This window comes from Novosphingobium sp. NDB2Meth1 (genome assembly GCF_900117425.1).
Classification (GTDB): domain Bacteria; phylum Pseudomonadota; class Alphaproteobacteria; order Sphingomonadales; family Sphingomonadaceae; genus Novosphingobium.
Genome location: NZ_FPEH01000012.1, coordinates 410,744 through 432,638 on the forward strand (window position 1 = coordinate 410,744; position 21,895 = coordinate 432,638).

Sequence of the window (21,895 nt, forward strand, 5' to 3'; positions counted from 1 at the left end):
TTGCAGGTTGCAGACCTTCTGGAAGGGGAGAACTTGTCAGAAAGTGAAGCGGGCACCACCTGCCCAGCGCGCATAACCGGGAGCCGCGAAGAACACGGTCTGGTCGTTGCGCTGGTGACCCTTGCGGCTCGCGTTGGTGATGTTGATGCCTTCGGCGAACACCGTGACACCCTTCTTGATCTCGTAGCTCGCGCTCATGTCCCACTGGCCATAGGCATTGGTGTAGTAGGGATCGAACCCGTAGCCACCAAGGAAGCCGGCACGCCAGTTGTAGGCGATACGGGCCTGAAGGCCCTTCTTGTCGTAGTAGAGCACCGCGTTCGCGCTGTCGCTGATGCCGGTGACAGCGAACTGCGGGACGGTGTAGCGCAAGGCATTGTTGAACTTGGTGTCGCTCTTGACGATGGTGTAGTTCAGGATCGTGCCGAAACCGGTGTTCCAGAAACTGTGCTGGATGGCGAATTCCCAGCCATAGACGCGTGCCTGCTGATCGCTGTTGGTCGGCTGCGTGATGATGAAGTTCACCAGCGGATCGTCAGCCAGCGACTTCACGCCCGTCACGTTTCCGGCGCCATCCCGGCCGGCGACGGTCTGCGGATACTTGTTGCCGATATAGTTCAGGATCGACTGTGCGGTGGCATCGGCACCCAGTGCAGCACGCGCTTCACGCGCCCGATCGCCGGCAGCGGCGTTGGTCAAGCCGAACGCGGGCTGATTGACCTGCGTCTGGTTGATGTAGTTCTTCACCACCTTGTGGAAGAAGCCGATCGAGATGTAGCTGGTCGGCCCGTAGTACCACTCGCCCGAGATATCGACGCCCTTCGACTTGTAGGGAAGCAGGTCCGGGTTGCCGCTCGCGCCGGTGCTGCCACCGATGCGGATCGGCGAGTCAAGCGTCGTCCCGCCCTGCAGGCTGTTGTAATCCGGACGGGTGATCGTGTGGCTGTACGACACGCGGAACTTGAAGTTCTTGAACGGCGACATGTCGAAATCGACTGCCGGCAGCCAGTTCGAGTATTCGCCCTTGCGGGTGACGAACGAGCTTTCGCTGCCGTAGACGATCGCGGTTTCGTTGCCGCCGGTCCACACGGTGCCGGTGGGCACGGGAACGAGCGCGGTCGAGTCAACCTTGGTCCGCTCGTAGCGCAGACCAAGCCGCAGGTGTGCCGGGTTCTCGCCGAGATCGAAAGTGTGCGTTGTCTGGAGGTAGGGCGCGATGGTGCGCTCGCGCGTCGTCCGGTCGCGGTCGAACCGGGCAAGGCAGGTACCGGGCGTGACCGCCGTGGCGCAGATGCCAATCCGGTCGTTGAGCAACGTGATCAGCCCGCGAGTGTTGATGTCGAAATAGCTCGGGATGATCGCAGGATCGTTCGAACCACTGATCCCCGCAAGGTCCTTGGGCAAGTCACGGATCGTGTAGAGATCATCGGGCGTATCGGCCTTCGAGAGCGTGCCGCCCCAGGTGTCGTTCTGGATCACGCCGAAGGCCGAACGCACCTTGTTTTCGGTGTAGGTCACGCCGAAGTCGAGGCTGTTGATGAACGAGGCGTCGAAATCATAGCCGCCGCGGAAGCTGACTTCGTTGATCTCGTCACGCTGGTAGGCGGTGCGGAAGGCGTTGCCGGCCGGGCGGATATTCGCGGCGGTGATTTCGGCGCCGGGATACATCTCGACCGAGATCACCGGGATGCCCTTGGTGAAATCGACCTTCTGGTTCTTCACGCCATAGATCGCGCTGCCGACAGCGATGCCGGTACCATAGGGCGCGGTGGGCTTGCTCTCGGCGGTCGAATGGTGGCCGTCGAGCTCAAGGCGCAGGCCGCCCGGGCCGTCCCACTTGAGGTTGCCGCCGATCGACTTGTTGCGCGAACGGTTGGCCGCGACCGCGCCGGTGATGGCAAGGTCCTTGCCTTCGTTCGGGCCGAAGCTTTCAGCGTAGAAGTTGGGGCCGGCAGCGGGGCCATCGGTCCAGCTGCTGCTGGTCTGGTTGTGATTGAACCACACGCCGATGCTGTTGGTGCGGGCATCGATGGTGTTCTGCGAGAAGGTGTAGTCGACCGTCGCCACCAGCGTGTCGGTCGGCTTGAACTGCACGACGGCCTGGCCGTTGATGCGCTCGCGGCGGAACGTGGTGAAGTCGTAACCGGCGTTCTGCGTCACCTGATAGACCGTGTTGGGACCCGGACGGTTTTCGGTGCGCGCGAAGTTGCCGCGCCAGTCGTTGGCGTCGACCGGGAGCGAGCCCCAGTTGTTCTCGTTGCCGAGATAACCTTCGCGCCAGCCGGCGTTGAACTGGGCCTGGCTCGCGCGGCGATCCTGATAGGAGCCGCTGATCGAGATGCCGATGCGGTTGTCGGCGAAAGTATCGCTGATGACGCCCGAGAATTCCGGCTTCACCGCCGCGCCCTGGAACACCGAGGTGTCGTAGAGCGCCTTGGCGCCGATGCTGCCATGGAGGCCGGGCCGATCAAGCGGGCGCGGCGTCTTGATGTTGATCACCGAGCCGATACCGCCGGTGGCCAGCGTGGCGCGGCCCGACTTGTAGACCTCGACGCCCGCGATGCCTTCGGAGGCGAGGTTGGCGAAATCGAAGCTGCGCGAAGCCGGTGCGCCGCTCGAACCGCCGAGGCTCGAGGCGGGCATCTGGCGGCCGTTGAGCAGGACGAGGTTGTAATCGGGGCCGAAGCCGCGGACAGTGACGAACTGGCCCTCACCATTGCTGCGGTCGATCGACACGCCGGTGATGCGCTGCAGCGATTCCGCAAGGTTGGTGTCGGGGAACTTGCCGATGTCTTCCGCCGAGATCGCGTCGATCACGCCGATCCCGGTCTTCTTGATGTTCAGCGAGCTCTTCAGCGAGGCACGGATGCCGGTGACAACGATGGCGTCGGGCGCGTCGTTGCTGGCCGCCTGCGGTGCGGGTTGGGCCGCTTCCTGCGCGACGGCTTGCTGCGCGGTGAGAGCGAGTGCGGCTGCCGAGGCCCCGAGCATGAGGTGGGCATAGGCAGGCTTGCGCGATGCTTTCATAGCGATTCTTCCCCCTGAATTCCGGCGCTTTTGTCCGGTTGAGTGCCGATTGTGAACGTTCACCTAGATGAGAACGTTCACTTCGTCAAGCCGCTTGCGGGCGTTTTGCGCAAGGATACTTGCAGTTTTTGCCTAGCGCGCGTGGGCGGGCTGCGACCGCACAAGGAAACGACCGAGCACGATCGCCAGCGCCATGGAAGCTGCGGCAAGTGCAGCATAGGGCTGCAGCAATGGCAGGCCGAGCAGGACCAGTTCGTCGTTCCCTCCGGGTACCAGCAGACTGCCCAGACCCATGAGCGCTCCGCCCGCAAGGCAGCGCAGCGCGTCGGCCAGCGGCGGGAGGCGCAGGCGCAGCGAACCCTCGCTCCACCCGCCGACAATGGCACCGACGAGGAGGACGGCGAACAGCGCCAGCTTGATCACGAGGCCCGAATGGCGCCCTTCAGCGAGCGCAAGCAGCGCCGAGGTATAGGCCCATGGGCCGACGAGGATGAGCAGCAGGCTGAAGGCGATGCCGATGACAGTGGTCGCCTGATGCGGATGCCAGACATGGGCGGCGAGTTCGCCGCGCCGGGCGGCCTGCCATGCACTGCGGGCGCGCCATGCGGCGAAGACCGTCAGCGGCACAATCAGCCAGCCGGCGTCCAGCAGCGGCGCACCGCCGACCATCGGCGGGCGCTGGCCGAAGCGCGCGGAAAACATGGCGCAGGACAGGAAATAGCCCAGCGGCGTGAGCAGGTAGGCCCATTGGCCCGAGCCGATGCGGGCGATGGCGCCGAACATGCAGGCGCCGGACAGCAAGGCTCCCAGACCAAGCAGCACGCCGCCAAGCGCGCTCGCTGCGCTGGGCGGATAGCCGACGGGCAGGGCGGTATGGCCGCCGAGCTGGCGCCAGACGAGGATCGAGCCGGATACCCAAAGCCCGGCTTCGACAAGCGCGAAGAGCCGCTCGGTGCGGCGGCCGTCGAGTATTTCGTCGATGGCAGTGACCATGCAGGTGCCGCTGCGCTGGATGGCATAGCCCATCACGCCTGAGCAGCATGCGGCAAGGACAAACACCGGGCTGAGGAGTGCGATGCCCTCCATCGGTCAGATCGCGCGCTGCGCTGCTGGTCTTGGCAAGTCCCGTCCCTCCCGCTCTGCGGTTATTCGCGCGGCGGCACGGATTGGTTTCAAGGCCTGGCGCCGGCAAGGAAGCGTTGCAGCGGTGGTAGCGCTGCGGCAGGGCTTTCCTCGAACGGCACGTGCCCCATGCCGGGGAGGCGAACGAGCGTGGCGCGGGGCATCAGACGCAGATAGTCCTGCGAATTGCGGACGGGGATCATCTGGTCCTGCTCGCCCCAGAGCAGCAAGGTGGGGGCGGCAATGCTGCGCAGCCGGACGGAGGGATCGGTGAGCACCGTCTGCCGGGTCCGATCAAGGATCGCCTGCCGAACGCCGGGGGCGAGCAGCATGTCGCGGTAGCGTTCGAGCACGGCATCGGGCAACGCTTCCGGATGCGCCCAGGCCGGGGCCAGATTGGCACGGATCAGCGAACGGGGGCCGACCCATGGCATGAGGTTCATGACAAGCGGGACCTCGGGCGCCTTGCCATATTCGAAGCCGGGGCTGGCAAAACCGTCGGGCGAGATCAGCACCAGCTTGTCCACCCGCTGCGGATAGCGCGCGGCGAGCTCCCACGCGAAGCGACCGCCGAGAGAGTTGCCGATGAAAGTCGCGCGCTGGAGGTGGAGCTGGTCCATAAGTCCGGCGAGGATCGTGAGGGTGCGGTCGTCTGAGTAATTGCCGGTCGGGTCAGGCCCGGTCAGGCCGAAGCCGGGCAGGTCGAGCCGGACTACGCGGTACTGTGCGGAAAGCGCCGTGGCCCAAGGCTCCCAGGTATCGAGGCTGGAGCCGAAGCCGTGCAGCAGGATCAGCGCCGGAGCGTCGCGCGGGCCGGTATCGCGGTAGCGCAGGCGCTGACCGAGGACGATGCGGTACTCGCCCGGATAGGCGGCTTCGAGGGCGGCGCGCGACCTGTCCGGCGCATAGAGCCAGATGGCAAGTGCGGCGATGGCGAGAAGCAGGAACACGCAAGCCCACCGCACAATCCGCATCAGCATCAGAACACCGCGTGGTCGCCGCGATCATCGGGCGCAGCTTCGCCGGCGATGATCGCGCGGTAGTGATCGAACAGGGTGTCGCTGCCGGTTTCCGGCGTCATGGCGGCATCATAGCGGCCGGTTGCGGGATCGAGCACGAGCATCGACTCGGTCGCGTAATAATGACCGATCCGTGCGAGTTCCGCCTTGGTCCCAAGCGGGGGGATCAGCCGGGACGCGAAACCCAGTGCACCGGCGATGCTACCGAGGAAGCCGGGCGGAACGGAGCGGAACTTCGGCTCCATGCCCAACATGCCGAACAACGCCTCGCCCTGCTGCCGCGGCGTGATCGCCGGGCCGGGGCCGCCGATGGGGAGCACCTTGTTCCAGCGCTCCGGTTCGATAAGGCAGCCTGCGATGTAGGCGGCCAGATCGCGGTTGCTGATGGGCTTGCAGGCGGTGAGCGTCCCGTCGCCGAACAGCAGGAAGGGCTTGCCGCCGCGGACCCGCTCGATCTGGCCGGAAAGCGACTTGAAGAAGGCCGTTGGGCGCACGATCGAATAGCGCAGGCCCGAAGCGATAAGGTCCGCCTCGAACGCCAGCTTGGCTTGCTGGAAGGCGAGGCGCGGCTTCTGCACGCAGATCGCCGAGAGCAGCACGAAGTGAGCCGCGCCGCAGCGCTCGGCAAGCGCGAGGGCGTGGCAGTGTGCCGTGTGGTCGATCGCCCAGGCATCGCGCGCCACCCCGGTGCGCGAGGCCATGCACGAGACGACCGCGTCGAAGTGCTCGCCTGCAAAGCCGTCATGCATCAGGCTTGCCGGGTCGCCCGCGTCGGCGCGGCGCAGGGTTGCGCCGGGGAGGTGTAGGGCAGGTTCCTTGCGGACCATCGCGACGACATCGTGCCCTGCCGCGACCAGGGCCTGCGCCGTCGCCCGCCCGATGGTCCCGGTGGCGCCGAGCAGGGCGACGCGGCTCATGCGGCGGGTGCTGCCTTCGCCGCCATGACCTGCCGCCCGTCGGCAGCGTGGGCGGCGAGGATGAGGCTGCCGTCTTCCTGCCTGAGGGCAAGGTGCAGCGGCTCGTCGGCCACGGCGGGGGAGACCGCGCGGAAGCTGAACCTCGCGAGTGCCGCCTCGCTCTCCAGCGTGCGGCGGGCAAGATCGAGCAGCAGCGTGGCGATCAGCGGGCCGTGGACGACAAGGCCGCGATAGCCTTCGGTGCCGGTCGCGTAGGGGTGATCATAGTGGATGCGGTGCGTGTTGAACGTAAGCGCGGAATAGCGGAACAGCAGCGCGGGCGAGGGCAGCACGTCGCGGGTCACATCCCATGCCGATGCATCGAAGCGGCTTTCGCCGGGCGGTGGCGGCGCGGGCGGGCTGCCGGGCGGCGGGGCGTCGCGGTAGACGAGGGTCTGCGTCTCACGCACGGCCAGCGCATCGCCCGCGAACGTCTCGTGTGCAAGTTCGGCGAAGACCAGCGGACCGGTGCCTCCCTGCTTCTCCGTAATGGCCAGCACGCGGGTGCGACGCTTGACGGCGGACCCTACGGTGATCGAACCGAGAAACTCGACCGAACCGGCCGCCCACATGCGGCGCTCGAGATGGAGCGGCGGGAGCAGGCTGGCGGGGCTGTCATCGCGCTTAGGGTGGCCGTCCGGACCCAGAGTTCCAGTCGGCGCATCGGGCGTGCAGAGGCACCAGTGGAGGCCTTGGGGCGCTATTTCTTCAGGCACCTCGCGGTCCAGCGTGGCGCACCAGCGAACAAGGAGGCTTTCCGTCAGAACATCGCGCCGGATTTCCTCGCGGCCGATCCATGCGCTGTGATCGCCCATCAGCCTCTTCCTGCCATCAACCCGCGCGCGATCACTTGCGCCTGGATTTCCGCCGCACCTTCAAAGATCGAGAGGATGCGCGCGTCGCACAGTACGCGGCTGATCTCGTATTCGAGCGCATAACCATTGCCGCCGTGAATCTGCAGCGCGGCGTCGGCGGCGGTCCATGCTGCGCGGGCGGCGTGGAGCTTCGCCATGCCAGCCTCGATGTCGCAGCGTCGTCCAGCATCCTTGGCGCGGGCGGCGGCGTAGCTGAGTTCACGCGCGGTGACATATTCGGCGAGCATCACCGCCAGCTTATCAGCGACGCGGGGGAACCGGATCAAGGCCTGCCCGAACTGCTTGCGTTGGAGCGCATAGTCCAGCCCCAGTTCCAGCGCGCGGCGAGTAACGCCAACGGCGCGCGCGGCGGTCTGGATGCGGGCGCCTTCGAAGGTCTGCATCAGTTGCTTGAACCCGGCCCCTTCCTTGCCGCCCAGCAGCGCCTCGGCGGGCGCGCGCATGCCGTCGAACTGGAGCGCATACTCGCGCATGCCTCGATAGCCGAGCACTTCGATTTCGCTGCCGGTCATGCCCTCGGCGGGGAAGGGGTTGTCCTCGCTGCCCCGCGGCTTGGGGACGAGCAACATGGAAAGGCCCGCATAGCCCGGCGTATCGGGCTTCGTGCGCACCAGCAGCGTCATCACGTCCGAGCGGGCGGCGTGGGTGATCCAGGTCTTGGCGCCATGGATCACCCAGTCGCCGCCGGCATCCTGCACGGCGCGCGTGGTGAGCGCGCCGAGATCGGAGCCGACGTCGGGTTCGGTGAAGACCGCAACCGGCAGCGTCTCGCCGCTGGCGATGCGGGGCAGCCAGTGCGCTTTCTGCGCCTCGGTGCCGCCGAGCATGATGAGTTCGCCTGCGATCTCGGAGCGCGTGCCCAGCGATCCCGCACCAATCCAGCCGCGCGACAGTTCTTCGCTGACGAGGCACATCACGAGCTTGCCGAGGCCGAGGCCGCCGTATTCCTCCGGAATGCACACGCCGAAGGTGCCGAGCTGCGCCATGGCTTCCACCGTCCCCTCCGGAATCAGCGCATTGGCGAGATGCCACTTGTGCGCGTGGGGGATGATTTCGGCATCGGTGAAACGGCGGAACTGGGCGCGGATTTCATCGAGTGCTTCGTCGTGGAAGGTTTCGCTCGGCCATTGCCCTTCCGCCAGTGCAGCGGCGAGGGCAGCGCGGGTGTCTGCCATGTCAGCGTCAAGCAGCGGCGCGACGGCTGCTGCCAATGCGCGCGCTTCGGCTGCAAGCCCGAGATCTGCCGGGCGCAGCATTTCGGCGGGGCCCATCAGGAGCGCGCCGGTGAGTTGGCCCAGCGTCTCGGCAAAGGCGAGCTGCGCGACATGGGCGTCGAGCGGATTGCTGCTGCCTTCGGCCCAAGCCGCGACAGCCTCCAGCGCGGCGACGCTCGTCGCGATCCAGGCAAAGCCATGCGCGGCCCGCTGCTCCGCCTCGACCGGACGGTTGGCGAGGCGGCTCGCCAGCGCGCTGCGGGCGGCGTCGCGATAGGTTTCAGCCGCTTCGAGTAATGGGCGCAAGGCCACGGACATAGCGATTACTCAATCAAACTCCCCGTTCGTGTCGAGCGAAGTCGAGACACCATGCGCGGTGCGTGGTGTCTCGACTTCGCTCGACACGAACGGAAGTGGGGAAAGGATCATTGCCCGGTTGCGTCAGGCCGCGCGCTCGAACACCGCTGCGATGCCCTGGCCGCCGCCGATGCACATCGTCTCGAGCCCATAGCGCGCATCGCGGCGCACCAGTTCGCGCGTGAGGTTGGCGAGGATGCGCCCGCCCGTCGCGCCGATGGGGTGGCCGAGCGAGATGCCCGAACCGTTGACGTTGAGCACATCGTGGCGGCTGTCGTCCGCGCTCCAGCCCCAGCCCTTGAGCACGGCGAGGACTTGCGGCGCGAAGGCTTCGTTGAGTTCGACGAGATCGATGTCATTCCAGCCAAGGCCGGTACGCGCGAACAGGCGTTCGACGGCCGGCACGGGGCCGATGCCCATGCGCGCCGGGTCGCAGCCCGCGGCCGCCCACGAATGGAACCAGGCGATGGGTTCGAGGCCCAGTTCCTCGAGCTTGTGCTCGGCAACGACGAGGCACGCCGCCGCCGCATCGTTCTGCTGGCTGGCATTGCCGGCGGTGACAACCGCGCCGGGGATGGTCTTGGCTTCGAGCGCCTTCAAGGCGCCCAGCGACTCCATCGTGGCATCCGCGCGGTAGCCTTCGTCATGCGCGAAGATTCTCGGGTCGCCTTTGCGCTGGGGGATTTCGACGGGGACCAGTTCATCGTCGAACAAGCCGTTCCGCCATGCCGCAGCCGCGCGCTGGTGGCTGCGGACGGCATAGGCGTCGCAGGCCTCCCGGCTGATTTCGTAATCACGGGCGAGGTTTTCGGCAGTCTCGATCATGCCGGTGATGACACCGAACCGCTCGATCGGCTGCGACATCAGGCGTCCGCGCGTGAGGCGGTCATGCAGCATCATGCCGCCCGCGCGCACGCCGCGGCGGCCTTCGGTGGTGTAGTATTCGACGTTGGACATGGATTCGACCCCGCCCGCGACGACGACGTCGGACTGGCCGGTCTGCACCATCATCGCGGCGTTGATCACCGCCTGCAGGCCCGAGCCGCAGCGGCGGTCGAGCTGGTAGCCGGGCACTTCGAGCGGCAGCCCGGCGGCAAGCCACGACCAGTGGCCGATGGCCGGGGCCTCGGCGTTGCCATAGCCCTGCGAGAACACGACGTCGTCGACGCGCGCCGGGTCGATCTTCGTGCGCTCCATCAGCGCTTTCAGGATCACCGCGCCGAGCTGGCCGGCGTTGAGATCGGCCAGTGCGCCGCCGAACTTGCCGACAGCGGTGCGGATGGGGGCGCAAATCGCGGCACGAGTGAGCTTGGTCATGCGGGGGTTCCTGCGATGTCGGCTTCAAGCAGCCGGTCTATGGCTTGGGGATCAAGGGCGAGGTGGCGGGCGAGGACATCACGTGTGTCGGCGCCGAGAACGGGGGCTGGGGCGGGGGGCAGGCGCTCCATCGCGGGAAAAGTCGCGAAGGCGCCAGCCGCCGGATAGGCAAAGCCGCTGGGGTTGTCCGTAGTGTGCTGGAATAGGGGGTTCTCGCCGACAAGGCGCGGGTCCTGCACCGCTTCGGGCATCGTCTTGTAGGGGCCATGGGTCACGCCGTTGGCATCGAGCTTTTCGGCCAGAGCGCTGTATGACAGCGGAGCGATAGCCTGCTCGATCTGGGCATAGATCGCATCGCGGTGACGATAGCGCACACCGTCGTCGCCAGTGAACGAGACGCCGTGCTGCGCCTCCAGCGCGGCCAGCCCTGCCTGCAGGTCCAGCGCGCGGACGAGGCCCTGCCACTGGCGTTCGTTGATCGCGACGATCATGACGCGGACGCCGTCTGCGGTCACGAAATCGCGCCCGATGGTCCCGTAGACGCCGTTGCCAAGCCGCTCGCGGTCCTCGCCCGATTGCAGCACTTCGGCGACGCGGCCGAGATTGGCGGCGGAGCCCATGGCGATATCGGTAAGGGGCAGGCGAACCTCACCGCCGTGGCCGGTTTCATCGCGGCGGCGCAGCGCCGAGACAAGCGCAAAGGCGCCGTAAGCGCCGGTGAGGAGATCCCAGGCGGGAAGCACGTGGTTGACCGGAGCGGGGTCGTTCAGCGGCCCGGTGAGCGCAGGGTAACCGACCGCGGCGTTGGCGGTGTAATCGAGCGCGATGGCGCCGTCCGGCCAGCCCATGACGCGCACGGTGATGAGGTCAGGGCGGCCGGCGGCGAGCTTTTCGTGGGCGAGGAAGCCGCCGACGGGGAGGTTGGTGACGAGGGTGCCGACGCTCTGGATGAGCCGGGTGAGCACATCGCGCCCCTCGCGGCTCGCGAGATCGAGCGCGACGCTCTTCTTGGCGCGGTTGAGGTTCTCCCACGAGAGCGAATGACCCTCGGGCGTCAACGGCCAGCGCTTGAAATCCTGCCCACCGCCGATCTGGTCGACGCGGATCACTTCGGCCCCGAACTGGGCGAGATAGAGCCCGATGGTCGGTGAGGCGACGAACGAGGACACCTCGATCACGGTGATGCCGGAGAGCAGGTTGTACATGGATTGGCGGGCTTTCAGGCGGTGGCTTGCTTCTGCCGCAACCGTGTAATCAATCGAGCGGTTAAGGAAAGGGGGGCGGGCGGGCAGCTGTCGATTTCGAGGGGTAATGTCTCGAATTCACCTGAAACGAACGGGGTGAATGCTGGTCAATATCTCCCATGCCCGCTCACCCTGAGCTTGTCGAAGGGTGCTGGCGCGGCGGTCGCGTATGATGCTTCGACAAGCTCAGCATGAGCGGTTCTGGATGTTTGGGGTCGGGACCCCCGCGGTTCAGTCCGGCACCGGCAAGGCCGTCCGGTTCACAATCGGCCGTAGGGCAAAGCTGGTGGTGACTTGGGCCACGCCCGCGATCCGCGTCAGCCGCTTCCTGAGGAAATCCTCAAACGCGGCGAGCGACGGGACAAGCACGCGCAACTGGTAATCCGCCTCGCCCGTCATCAGGTAGCAGTCCATCACCTCGGGAAACTCGGCGACCGCACTCTCGAACGTCGCCAGGTGGTGGTCGTCCTGCTGATCGAGCCGGATGCGCACGAAGGCATTGACGGGGAGGCCGATCGTCTCGGGTTCGACCAGCGCGACGTAGCCGGAAATCACGCCGCGCTCCTCCAGCGCGCGGACACGGCGCAGGCACGGGCTGGGGCTGAGGCCAACGTCCTCGCACAGCTGCTGGTTGGTCAGGCGACCGTTCTGCTGGAGGCGGCGCAGGATCTTGCGGTCAATCGCGTCTAGATCGGTATCTGGCATTATCTTTTACTCATGGGACCCTGATTGGCAGAATATGCCAATAGCCTGCCCGTTCTGGGCAAACTTCGCAAGACGCTGCGCTGCGCCCCGCGTTATATCTCCATCTTCCATGTCCAAAACGGATTCGAGCCCGCCATGACCGCCGTTCTCGCCGACGACCGCACCGATCTGATCCCCGCGCTCGAAGCGCTCGATGCCCGGTTGCGCTGGCTTTCCGCTTGGACAGTGCACAATGCCAACAACATCCGCACCAAGCGCGACGGGATGAAGGTGGGCGGCCATCAGGCGAGCTGCGCCTCGATGACAACGATCATGGCGGCGCTCTACTTTCATGCGCTGCGCCCGCAGGACAAGGTGGCCGTGAAACCGCATGCCGGGCCGCTGCTCCATGCGATCCACTACCTGCTTGGCAACCAGTCGCTTGACCAGTTGCAGCGCTTTCGCGGGCTGGGCGGCATGCAGAGCTACCCCTCGCGGACCAAGGACCAGATCCCGGTCGATTTTTCCACCGGCTCGGTCGGTCTCGGCGTAGCGATCACCGCCTTTGCCAGCCTCGTGCAGGACTACTGCATCGCGCAGGGGCACATGAGCGAGGCCGATGCGGGCCGGATGATCGCGCTGATGGGCGATGCCGAGCTCGACGAGGGCAACATCTACGAATGCCTGATCGAGGCCTACAAGCACGACATCCGCAATTGCTGGTGGGTGGTCGACTACAACCGCCAGTCGCTCGACGCCACCACGGCGGACCGCATGTTCCGCCGCTTCGACGATATCTTCGAGACTTGCGGATGGCGGGTCATCACCTTGAAGAGCGGCAAGCTGCAGAAGGCGGTTTTCGCGCGGCCCGGCGGGCAGGCGCTGGAGGACTGGATCGACAACTGCCCCAATGCCGAGTTCGCGGCGCTGACTTATCAGGGCGGAGAGGCGTGGCGCGAGCGGCTGCTGAAGGATCTTGGTGACCAGAGCGCCACCCGGGCGCTGATCGAAAGCTTCGACGATGCCGCGCTGGCGCAGCTGATGACCAACCTCGGCGGGCATTGCGCCGAGACGCTGGTCGAGGCCTTTGCGCAGGCCGATGACGACAAGCCGACGCTGTTCATCGCCTACACCGTCAAGGGCTACGGCCTGCCTCTGCAGGGGCACAAGGACAACCACTCGGGCATGATGAACACCGCCCAGATCGAGGGTCTGCGGGCCAGCATGGGCATTGCCGAGGGTTCCGAGTGGGAACCGTGGGGCGGGCTCGGCGACAACGTCGCCGCTGAACTCAAGGCGTTTGTGCAGAAGAGCGCGTTGGCTGCAAAGCCTGCCGAGCACAGCCCGCCCGCGATCCCGGTCCCTGCGCGCCTGCCGGTGCCGGAGGGTGAGGAGCAATCCACCCAGTCGGCCTTCGGGCGCATCCTGATGGATCTCGCGCGGCCCGGCGATGCGCTGGGCGACCGGATCGTGACGACCGCGCCGGACGTCACGCAGACCACCAACCTCGGCGGCTTCGTCAACCGGCGCGGGCTGTTCCGCCGGGGCGAGCTCAAGGACGTGTTCCAGGCCGCGCGCATTCCTTCGGCGCAGAAGTGGGTGGGCAACACGGCGGGGCAGCATGTCGAGCTGGGCATTGCCGAGACCAACTTCTTTCTCGTGCTGGCGGCGTTCGGCCTCTCCGCGCCGCACTTCGGCACGCGGCTGCTGCCGGTGGGGACAGTCTACGATCCGTTCATCGCGCGCGGTCTCGATGCGCTGAACTACGGGTGCTATCAGGATGCCCGGTTCCTGCTGGTGGGCACGCCTTCGGGGCTGACGCTGGGCGCCGAGGGCGGTGCGCACCAATCGATCAACACGCCGCTGATCGGCATGGGCCAGCCCAATCTCGATTACTTCGAACCGGCCTTTGCCGATGAAGTGGCGCTGCTCATGCGCCATGCCTTCGAGCACATGCAGAAGCCGGATGGTGCATCGGTCTATCTCCGCCTCAGCACCCGCTCGATCCAGCAGGTGACGCGCGAGGACGCGAGCTGGGAGGCCGATGCGCTGAAAGGAGCGTACTGGCTCAAGCGCCCGGATGTGGGGGCCGATGCTGCCATTGTATTCACCGGAGCCATCGCGCCGGAAGCGATTGCCGCGTGGGAAACGTTGCGTGAGGATCTGCCCGGGCTGGGCCTGCTCAACGTGACGTCGCCCGATCTGCTCCATAGGGGCTGGGCGGCCCGCCGTGCGGCGCGCTGGACCGGCAGGAAGCCGGAACCGAGCCACATCGATACGCTGCTCGGCGCGCTGGCGCCGGGCGCAGGGCTCGTCACGGTGATCGACGGTTCGCCCTCGGCGCTGTCATGGCTCGGTGCGGTCAAGGGCATGCGTGTGAGCCCGCTCGGGATCGAGCGCTTCGGCCAGACAGGGGACCTGCCAGACCTCTACCGCACCTACCGGCTCGATGCCGATGCGATCATCGATGCGGCCGCGGAGCTGTTTCTGGAGGGGTGATAGGCACAGAAACTGCCCTATTCCAACATCTAATGGATACTATTAGCAAACAAACAAGCGGTTTGGTTGGCATAAGTCCTTGAAATTCCTGTTGCAGCTCTGCACCGCGCGCCGGACTTCGGTTTGGCGCGTGGCAGCCGTGCTTGCGCGTCCTCCGGGCTTGAGGCACCTTTCGCGCATCTGGAGAAGCGGGAGGGACGCTGTCCTCCGGGGAGAAAGAACAATGACCATGAGCAACATGACCATCATCCGCCGCGCCATGCAGGCGGGCACGGGCTTCGCGGCACTTGTCCTCGGCCTGATCGCAGCACCCGCCCTTGCGCAGGACGCACAGGCCAGCGAAACCGCCGCAGCGCCTGCCGAGACCGGCGAGATCGTCGTCACCGCCCAGCGCCGCGAGCAGAAGGCCAACGATGTCGGCATCGCGGTCAGCGTCGTCGGCGCCAAGGACATCAAGGCGCTCAACATCGTCAACGCGACCGATGTCGTGCGCGCGATCCCGAACCTCAAGTTCAACGCCTACGGTTCGAGCCAGGTCGTCTACAACATCCGCGGCGTCTCGCAGAACGACTACGGCGACCAGCAGGAGCCGCCGGTCGCGGTCTATCAGGACGACAGCTATACCTCGTCGATCACCGCCGCGAGCTTCCCGGTGTTCGACCTTGCCCGCGTCGAAGCGCTGCGCGGTCCGCAGGGCACGCTGTTCGGCCGCAATGCCACCGGCGGCGCGGTGCAGTTCATCTCCGCGCAGCCGACCGAAGAGTTCGAAGGCTACGGCGCCATCACGTATGGCCGGTTCAATCAGGTGATCGCGGAAGGCGCGCTCTCGGGCGCCTTGTCCGACACGCTGACGGCGCGTGTTTCGGGCCAGTACACGCGCGATGACGGCTATATCAAGAACATCACTCCCGGCCAGCCGGACCGTGGCGCGGACAACCACTGGGCGCTGCGCGGTATCCTGCTGTGGAAGCCCAGCAGCGACTTCAAGGCCAAGCTGACGCTGCGCTACGCCAAGGCGGACCGCGAGCGGCAGGCGGGCATCTACTCGCTCGAGCCGACTTGTCCCAATGCGCAGTTCCAGGGCGAATTCCTCGGCCCCAACGAGTTCTGCTCGTACTGGGGCGTCACCGGCACGACCGGCAACGGCTATGCCAACCCGGCGATCACGCCGTCGCAGGGCGGCAATCCGTGGCGCACGGCGGGCACCGGCGATGCCTACGTCGACCGCGATGTGTTCGGCGCCTCGCTGCGGCTCGATGCCAAGATCGGCGCGTTCGACGTGACCTCGATCACCGACTACCAGCACCTCAAGAAGTTCTACATCGAGCAGGGCGACAGCGTTCCGGAGTTCCCGTACGTGCCGCAAGGCCCGTTCCGCGATCCCGGTCCGTGCCCCGCACCGGCACAGAGCGTGACCTGCTACACCTCGGGCACCGTGTTCTTCCAGCGCGCGAAGACCAACCAGGTCAGCCAGGAAATCCGCGCCGCCGCCACCTTCGGCAAGAACTACCTGACCGTCGGCGCCTTCGGGATGATCATCGATGGCAAGTTCAATGCGAAGTACGCGGTGCCGTTCATCGGCTATGATCCCGATGTCGCGTTCAGCCAGCGGACCGAGAGCTTTGCCTTCTTCGCGCAGAACGAATTCAAGATCGACGACCAGTGGAAGCTGATCGGCGGCATCCGCTACTGGCAGGACAAGAAGCGCGGCATCTACAATGCCGTCGCGCCGACCGGGCCCTATGCGCTGTCGCTCTATTTCGGTCCGGATGACATCCGCTACAACGACACGACCGGCACGGTGACGCCGGGTTCGTGGAGCTTCAGCAGCGGTGCGCCCTCGGGCGTCACCACGCGTCCCAGTGCGGCCAACCCGACCTTCCGCGGCGTCACGGCTCGCGCGGAAATCGACTACAAGCCGACGCCCGACACGCTGATCTACGCCAGCTACAACCGCGGCTCGAAGTCGGGCGGGTTCACCTTCTCGACCGGTACGCCGTTCCCGACGCAGCTAGTCGACGTGCTGAACAACATTCCGTACCGCCCGGAAACGCTCAACGCCTATGAAGTGGGTCTCAAGGCCAAGCTGCCGGGGAACACGCAGTTCAACCTCGCGGCGTTCTACTACGACTACAAGAACTACCAGGCCTTCGTGCAGGTCTTCGCGGCGCAGGTGGTTCGCAACCTGCCGGCCAAGATCAAGGGCATCGAGGCGGACATCACCAGCCGTCCGATCCCGGGCCTGACCTTGCAGCTTTCGGGCGCCTTGCAGGACAGCGAAGTGAAGGACGTGCTGCTGCCCGACGCGACGACGGTGAAGACCAGCAACCTGCCGCAGGCCCCCGGTTTCGCAGGCAATGCGCTGGTGCGGTATGAGTTCGACACCGGCATCGGCCGCGCCTCCCTGCAGGCGGACGCGCTCTACACGGGCAAGTTCTGCTTCACCGTGCTTTGCGCGCCGGTCGAGCGCGAGCGGGCCTATGCGGTCGCGAACATGCGCGTGGGCCTGAGCCCCAAAGGCACCAATCTCGATCTGGCGTTCTTCGTGAACAACCTGTTCGAGCGCCGGTACCGCGTCTACGCCTTCGATGCCTCGACCTACTGGGGCTATACCACGGGCGTCTATGCCAAGCCGCGCACCTGGGGTGTGAACGCGGTGTGGCACTTCGGGAAGTAAGAGGAAGCAGTACCCCTCCGACCCGCTTCGCGGGCCACCTCCCCATTTTCGTCGGAGACGCAAATGGGGAGGTGGCCTGCCGAAGGCAGGTCGGAGGGGTCCTTCCTTCAATTTGGAACAGCAATGACCGACACCTTCCAGACCATCAATCCCGCCACGGGCGAAGTGCTGGCAACGCTGCCCATCGCCGGGCAGGCCGAAGTCAATGCCGCTGTCGCCAAAGCGGCGGCGGCGCAGAAGGAATGGGCCAAGCGCACCGGCACCGAGCGCGGCCGCATCCTGAGGCGCGCGGCAGAAATCCTGCGTGAGCGCAATGATGAGCTGGCGGCGCTTGAAACGCGCGACACCGGCAAGCCGATCCAGGAAACGCTGGTCGTCGATGTGGTCTCGGGCATCGACTGCCTCGAGTTTTTCGCCGGTGTCGCCCCGACGATTGCGGGCGAGCATATCGATCTCGGACCCTCCGCCTTCGGCTATACCCGGCGCGAGCCGCTGGGGGTCTGCGCAGGGATCGGCGCGTGGAACTATCCGATCCAGATCGCCTGCTGGAAGTCCGCCCCCGCGCTCGCCTGCGGCAATGCGGTCATCTTCAAACCGTCCGAACTGACTCCGCTCACCGCGATCGAGGTGGAGAAGATCTACCTTGAGGCCGGGCTGCCGGAAGGCCTGTTCCAGGTGCTCCATGGTTTCGGTGCGACGGGCGCGATGCTGACCGAGCATCCCGGCATTGCCAAGATCTCGCTCACTGGCAGCGTGCCGACGGGCAAGAAGATCATGGCGGGCGCAGCCTCGACGCTCAAGAACGTCACACTGGAGCTGGGCGGCAAATCCCCGCTGATCATCTTCGCCGATGCGGATATCGAAAACGCGGTTTCGGGGGCGCATCTCGCCAATTTCTACTCGGCGGGCGAAGTCTGCTCGAACGGCACGCGCGTGTTCGTTGAGCGCAGCATCCTTCCCGAGTTCCTCGCCAGCCTGAAGGCGCGCACCGAGCGGATCAAGCTGGGCGATCCGATCGACCCGGCCACGCAGATGGGCTCGCTGATATCCGAAGCCCACCTGAACAAGGTCATGGGCTATATCGAGAAGGGCAAGGCCGAGGGCGCCGAAGTCCTCACCGGCGGCCACCGCGTGACTGAAGGTGTACCAGCCGCCGGTTTTTACGTGGCGCCCACGGTGTTTACCGCATGCACCGACGACATGACCGTGGTGCGGGAGGAAATCTTCGGGCCGGTCATGACCGTGCTGCCGTTCGATACCGAAGAGGAAGTGATCGCGCGGGCCAACGATACCGAGTTCGGGCTGGCGGCGGGTGTGTTCACCAGGGATCTGACCCGCGCACACCGCGTGATCGCCGCACTCGATGCGGGGTCGTGCTGGATCAACACGTTCAATATCTGCCCGGTCGAAATGCCCTTCGGCGGTTTCAAGCAGTCCGGCATCGGCTTCGAGAACAGCCGCGAGGCGATCCACCACTTCACGCGCCTCAAGGGCGTCTATGTCGCGATGGAGCCTATCGATGCCCCTTACTGAGGGTGAGTGGGACTATGTGATCGTCGGCGCCGGGTCGGCGGGCTGCGTGCTGGCGGACCGGCTTTCGGCAGACGGCAAGCACAAGGTGCTGGTGCTCGAGTTCGGCGGGTCGGACCAGTCGATCTACATCCAGATGCCGAGCGCGCTCGCCATTCCGATGAACACCGCGCGGTGGAATTGGCAGTACGAAAGCGAGCCCGAGCCGGGCCTCGATGGCCGCGTGCTGCACACCCCGCGCGGGAAGGGGCTGGGCGGCTCCTCCTCGATCAACGGGCTTGTCTACATTCGCGGCAATCCGCTCGATTTCGAGCGCTGGGAAGAGGAAGGCGCACGCGGGTGGAACTATGCCTCGGTGCTCCCCTACTTCAAGCGGGCCGAGCGGCGCGACGAGGGCGGCAACGAATATCGCGGCGGCGATGGCCCGCTCGATACGCGCTATGGCACCTTGCAGAACCCGCTCAACCAGGCCTGGCTCGATGCGGCGAAGCAGGCGGGCTACAGCCTGACCGATGACGTCAACGGCTTCCGGCAGGAAGGTTTCGGCCGGATGGACATGACCGTCCGTGATGGCGAGCGGTGCAGTGCAGCCAAGGCCTATCTGCGCCCCGCGATGCGGCGGCCGAACCTGACCGTGCTGCAACACACCCTTGCAACGCGGGTGGTGATGGAAGGCAAGCGCGCGGTCGGCGTGGAGATGGAGCGCTATGGCAAGCGGTCTGTCGTGAAGGCGAACCGCGAGGTCATCCTCGCCGGCGGGCCGATCAATTCGCCGCAGCTGCTGAAGCTTTCCGGCATCGGTCCGGCGGAGGAACTGGCGCGGCACGGGATCAAGGTCGTGGCGGACCGCGCGGGTGTGGGCGCGAACCTGCAGGATCATCTCGAGTTCTATTTCCAGATGGCCTGCACCCAGCCGGTCACGCTCTACAGGTATGCCAACCTGCTGGGCAAAGGCTATGTCGGTGCGCGCTGGCTGTTCCTGAAATCGGGGCTGGGGGCGACCAACCATTTCGAGACCTGCGGCTTCATCCGCAGCAAGGCGGGCATCCGCTATCCCGATATCCAGTACCACTTCTTCCCGATGGCGGTAAGCTACGACGGCAATTCGCTGGCGAGCGAGCATGGGTTCCAGGCCCATGTCGGCCCGATGCGCTCGAAGAGTCGTGGCTCGGTCACGCTGCGCAGCGCCGATCCCGCCGACAAACCGGTGATCCGCTTCAACTACCTTTCGCACCCCGACGACATCGAGGAAATGCGCGCCTGCGTGCGGCTGACGCGCGAGATCTTCCAGCAGCCGGCCTTCGCGCCGTGGCGGGGCCGCGAGATCCAGCCGGGCGCGGATGTGACCAGCGACGAGGCGATCGACGCCTTCATCCGGCAGAAGGTGGAAAGCGCCTATCACCCCTCCTGCACCTGCAAGATGGGCGCCGTGGATGATCCCTTTGCGGTGGTCGATCCCGAACTGCGCGTGATCGGCGTGGAAGGCCTGCGCGTGGTGGACAGTTCGGTCATGCCCTCGGTGACGACGGGCAACCTCAACGCGCCGACGATCATGATCGGTGAGAAGGGCGCCGACCACATCCTTGGCAAGGACCTGCTCGCGCCGTCCAACGCGCCCTATTATGTCGCCCCGAACTGGGAGACTTCCCAGCGATGAGCGGAGCCGCCGTAGCCGACGTCGCCGGACTGGAAGAGAACGGCGAGCTGCTGCGCTCGCTCGACTGGAAGGGTGCCTTCTGGGCGTCGTCCGGGGTTCCGGCGGGCGTGCTGATGACCATCGGCGGCGTCGCCACGATGATCGGCCAGCCCAGCTGGGTGATCTTCATCGCCTCGATCATGATGGGGTTCCTGCAGAGCTTCGTCTACGCCGAGATTGCCGGGCTCTATCCGCACAAATCGGGCGGCGCCTCGGTCTATGGCGCGGCGGCGTGGCTGCCCTATTCCAAGTTCGTCGCGCCGATTTCGGTGTGGTGCAACTGGCTGGCGTGGTCACCCGTGCTGACCATGGGCACCAGTCTGGCGGCGGGCTATATCATGGCAAGCCTGTTTGCGCCCGACAGCGCCATCAACACCTGGCATATCACGCTGCTCGATCTGGGCTTCGTTCGTGACAAGCTGACGCTGCGGATCAACGCCGTCTCGATCATCGGGACGGCGTTTCTGCTGCTGACCTTTGCCTTGCAGCATGGCGGCGCGGCCAAGGCGGCCAATGTGCAGAAGATCCTCGGCATCGCCTGCCTCGCTCCGCTGATCCTCGTCGGTCTGGTGCCGCTGATCACGGGTGACCTGCCGACGCAGAACCTGTTTCCGATCCTGCCGCTGGTGCGCGATGCGGCGGGGCATGCGCATTTCGGCACGTGGGACGGCTATGGCCTGACGCTGATGGCCGCCGCAATGTTCGGCGCGGGCTGGTCGACCTACGGGTTCGAGACGGCGGTGTGCTACACGCGCGAGTTCAAGGACCCGGCAAAGGATACCCCGCGCGCGCTGATCGCCTCGGGCATCCTGTGCATCGTCATCTTCGCGCTGGTGCCGCTGGCATTTCAGGCCTCGCTGGGGCTCGAGGCGATGATGGACCCGCGCATCGGCGATGGGTCGGGCGTGGCGCTCGCGCTGGCCACGATCGTGACCAAAGGTTTGGGCGTCACGGCAGGCGGTGCGGTGGTCGTCGCCAACCTCTTTATCGCGATGCTGATCCTCTCCCTGCTGCTGATCGTGATGACCTCGATGATGGGCTCCTCGCGCACGCTCTATCAGGCGGCGGTCGACGGCTGGCTGCCCAAGTACCTGGCCCGCGTGAACAGCCATGGCGCGCCGACGGCGGCGATGTGGACCGACCTCGGCTTCAACCTGATCCTGCTGCTTGCCTCGGACTACTTCGCGGTGCTGATGATCTCGAACGTCTGCTACATGGCGTTCAACTTCCTCAACCTGCAATCGGGCTGGATCCACCGCATGGACCGCAGCCAGTGGGAGCGCCCGTTCCGCTGCCCGACGTGGCTGCTGGGGCTTGGTGCGGTGCTCGGCTTCGTCAACATGGCCTTCATGGGGGCGGGGGCCGACGTCTATGGCGCGGGGACGCTGCGCAATGGCCTCATCGGCGTGCTGCTGATCCTGCCGGTCTTTGCCTTCCGGCATTATGTGCAGGACAAGGGTGTGTTTCCGGCGGCGCTGTCGGAGGATTTTGCGGAAAGCCCGGCGGTGAAGCGGGCGGGGGTGCTGCCGTGGGTGGCGCTTGCTGGGGCGGCGCTGGTGGTGTTCGCGGCGCATAGCCTCGCGAAGCTGCCGGTGCCGGTGGGGTAGAAGAACCCCTCCGTCTCGCTTCGCGAGCCACCTCCCCATTTGTCCCTTCGGGAAAAATGGAGAGGAAAAAT

General features: G+C 66.0%; 14 protein-coding genes. 5 read left to right on the forward strand and 9 right to left on the reverse strand.

All coding sequences use genetic code 11. The annotated features are described in order from the left end of the window. Positions 1–36: 36 nt before the first annotated feature. The 9 genes from NDB2M1_RS06520 to NDB2M1_RS06560 form a co-directional block, all read right to left on the reverse strand. Complete coding sequence (locus NDB2M1_RS06520; protein WP_072380645.1) at positions 37–3,027, reverse strand: TonB-dependent receptor; 2,991 nt, start codon at positions 3,025–3,027, stop codon at positions 37–39. A 132-nt stretch (positions 3,028–3,159) separates the two neighbouring features. Next, the gene (locus NDB2M1_RS06525; protein ID WP_072380647.1) at positions 3,160–4,113 is read right to left on the reverse strand and encodes a YeeE/YedE thiosulfate transporter family protein; all 954 of its coding nucleotides are present in this window, start codon (positions 4,111–4,113) and stop codon (positions 3,160–3,162) included. An 86-nt stretch (positions 4,114–4,199) separates the two neighbouring features. Next, the gene (locus NDB2M1_RS06530) at positions 4,200–5,129 is read right to left on the reverse strand and encodes an alpha/beta fold hydrolase (RefSeq protein ID WP_216233961.1); all 930 of its coding nucleotides are present in this window, start codon (positions 5,127–5,129) and stop codon (positions 4,200–4,202) included. Continuing rightward, complete coding sequence (locus tag NDB2M1_RS06535) at positions 5,129–6,085, reverse strand: NAD(P)H-binding protein (protein ID WP_143146651.1); 957 nt, start codon at positions 6,083–6,085, stop codon at positions 5,129–5,131. Before NDB2M1_RS06535 ends, NDB2M1_RS06530 begins: the two co-directional genes overlap by 1 nt. Beyond that, positions 6,082–6,939: an HTD2 family dehydratase gene (locus tag NDB2M1_RS06540; RefSeq protein WP_072380650.1), complete on the reverse strand. Its 858-nt coding sequence runs from the start codon at positions 6,937–6,939 to the stop codon at positions 6,082–6,084. The genes NDB2M1_RS06535 and NDB2M1_RS06540 overlap by 4 nt, the downstream gene beginning before the upstream one ends. Further along, positions 6,939–8,531, reverse strand: coding sequence for an acyl-CoA dehydrogenase family protein (locus NDB2M1_RS06545; protein WP_072380652.1), 1,593 nt, complete (start codon positions 8,529–8,531; stop codon positions 6,939–6,941). Before NDB2M1_RS06545 ends, NDB2M1_RS06540 begins: the two co-directional genes overlap by 1 nt. A 123-nt stretch (positions 8,532–8,654) precedes the next feature. Continuing rightward, on the reverse strand, positions 8,655–9,887 hold the full coding sequence (locus tag NDB2M1_RS06550; RefSeq protein ID WP_072380654.1) for an acetyl-CoA C-acetyltransferase: 1,233 nt from the start codon (positions 9,885–9,887) through the stop codon (positions 8,655–8,657). Then, positions 9,884–11,092 (reverse strand): CoA transferase, encoded by a 1,209-nt coding sequence (locus NDB2M1_RS06555; protein ID WP_072380656.1) that lies wholly within the window; start codon positions 11,090–11,092, stop codon positions 9,884–9,886. Before NDB2M1_RS06555 ends, NDB2M1_RS06550 begins: the two co-directional genes overlap by 4 nt. A 270-nt stretch (positions 11,093–11,362) precedes the next feature. Continuing rightward, positions 11,363–11,836 (reverse strand): Lrp/AsnC family transcriptional regulator, encoded by a 474-nt coding sequence (locus NDB2M1_RS06560; protein WP_072380658.1) that lies wholly within the window; start codon positions 11,834–11,836, stop codon positions 11,363–11,365. Positions 11,837–11,971: 135 nt separating this feature from the next. On the opposite strand from NDB2M1_RS06560, the gene NDB2M1_RS06565 reads away from it, so the two are divergent. The 5 genes from NDB2M1_RS06565 (at position 11,972) to NDB2M1_RS06585 (ending at position 21,824) form a co-directional block, all read left to right on the forward strand. Beyond that, complete coding sequence (locus tag NDB2M1_RS06565; RefSeq protein WP_072380849.1) at positions 11,972–14,314, forward strand: transketolase family protein; 2,343 nt, start codon at positions 11,972–11,974, stop codon at positions 14,312–14,314. Positions 14,315–14,543: 229 nt separating this feature from the next. Then, entirely contained in the window at positions 14,544–16,991 is a 2,448-nt protein-coding gene (locus NDB2M1_RS06570; RefSeq protein WP_253185793.1) for a TonB-dependent receptor, read from the forward strand. Between the two features lie 123 nt (positions 16,992–17,114). Beyond that, on the forward strand, positions 17,115–18,524 hold the full coding sequence (gene betB, locus NDB2M1_RS06575) for a betaine-aldehyde dehydrogenase (RefSeq protein ID WP_072380662.1): 1,410 nt from the start codon (positions 17,115–17,117) through the stop codon (positions 18,522–18,524). After that, positions 18,511–20,178: a choline dehydrogenase gene (betA, locus tag NDB2M1_RS06580; protein ID WP_072380664.1), complete on the forward strand. Its 1,668-nt coding sequence runs from the start codon at positions 18,511–18,513 to the stop codon at positions 20,176–20,178. Before betB ends, betA begins: the two co-directional genes overlap by 14 nt. Beyond that, complete coding sequence (locus NDB2M1_RS06585) at positions 20,175–21,824, forward strand: APC family permease (protein ID WP_072380666.1); 1,650 nt, start codon at positions 20,175–20,177, stop codon at positions 21,822–21,824. Before betA ends, NDB2M1_RS06585 begins: the two co-directional genes overlap by 4 nt. The last annotated feature ends 71 nt before the right edge of the window (positions 21,825–21,895 follow it).

Coding starts and splice junctions, on each gene's coding strand:
- NDB2M1_RS06540 (WP_072380650.1), bottom strand. CDS start 6,939: ATGGGCGATCACAGCGCATGGATCGGCCGCGAGGAAATCCGGCGCGAT.
- NDB2M1_RS06560 (WP_072380658.1), bottom strand. CDS start 11,836: ATGCCAGATACCGATCTAGACGCGATTGACCGCAAGATCCTGCGCCGC.
- NDB2M1_RS06520 (WP_072380645.1), bottom strand. CDS start 3,027: ATGAAAGCATCGCGCAAGCCTGCCTATGCCCACCTCATGCTCGGGGCC.
- NDB2M1_RS06565 (WP_072380849.1), top strand. CDS start 11,972: ATGACCGCCGTTCTCGCCGACGACCGCACCGATCTGATCCCCGCGCTC.
- NDB2M1_RS06525 (WP_072380647.1), bottom strand. CDS start 4,113: ATGGAGGGCATCGCACTCCTCAGCCCGGTGTTTGTCCTTGCCGCATGC.
- NDB2M1_RS06570 (WP_253185793.1), top strand. CDS start 14,544: ATGAGCAACATGACCATCATCCGCCGCGCCATGCAGGCGGGCACGGGC.
- NDB2M1_RS06530 (WP_216233961.1), bottom strand. CDS start 5,129: ATGCTGATGCGGATTGTGCGGTGGGCTTGCGTGTTCCTGCTTCTCGCC.
- NDB2M1_RS06535 (WP_143146651.1), bottom strand. CDS start 6,085: ATGAGCCGCGTCGCCCTGCTCGGCGCCACCGGGACCATCGGGCGGGCG.
- betB (WP_072380662.1), top strand. CDS start 17,115: ATGACCGACACCTTCCAGACCATCAATCCCGCCACGGGCGAAGTGCTG.
- NDB2M1_RS06550 (WP_072380654.1), bottom strand. CDS start 9,887: ATGACCAAGCTCACTCGTGCCGCGATTTGCGCCCCCATCCGCACCGCT.
- NDB2M1_RS06545 (WP_072380652.1), bottom strand. CDS start 8,531: ATGTCCGTGGCCTTGCGCCCATTACTCGAAGCGGCTGAAACCTATCGC.
- NDB2M1_RS06585 (WP_072380666.1), top strand. CDS start 20,175: ATGAGCGGAGCCGCCGTAGCCGACGTCGCCGGACTGGAAGAGAACGGC.
- betA (WP_072380664.1), top strand. CDS start 18,511: ATGCCCCTTACTGAGGGTGAGTGGGACTATGTGATCGTCGGCGCCGGG.
- NDB2M1_RS06555 (WP_072380656.1), bottom strand. CDS start 11,092: ATGTACAACCTGCTCTCCGGCATCACCGTGATCGAGGTGTCCTCGTTC.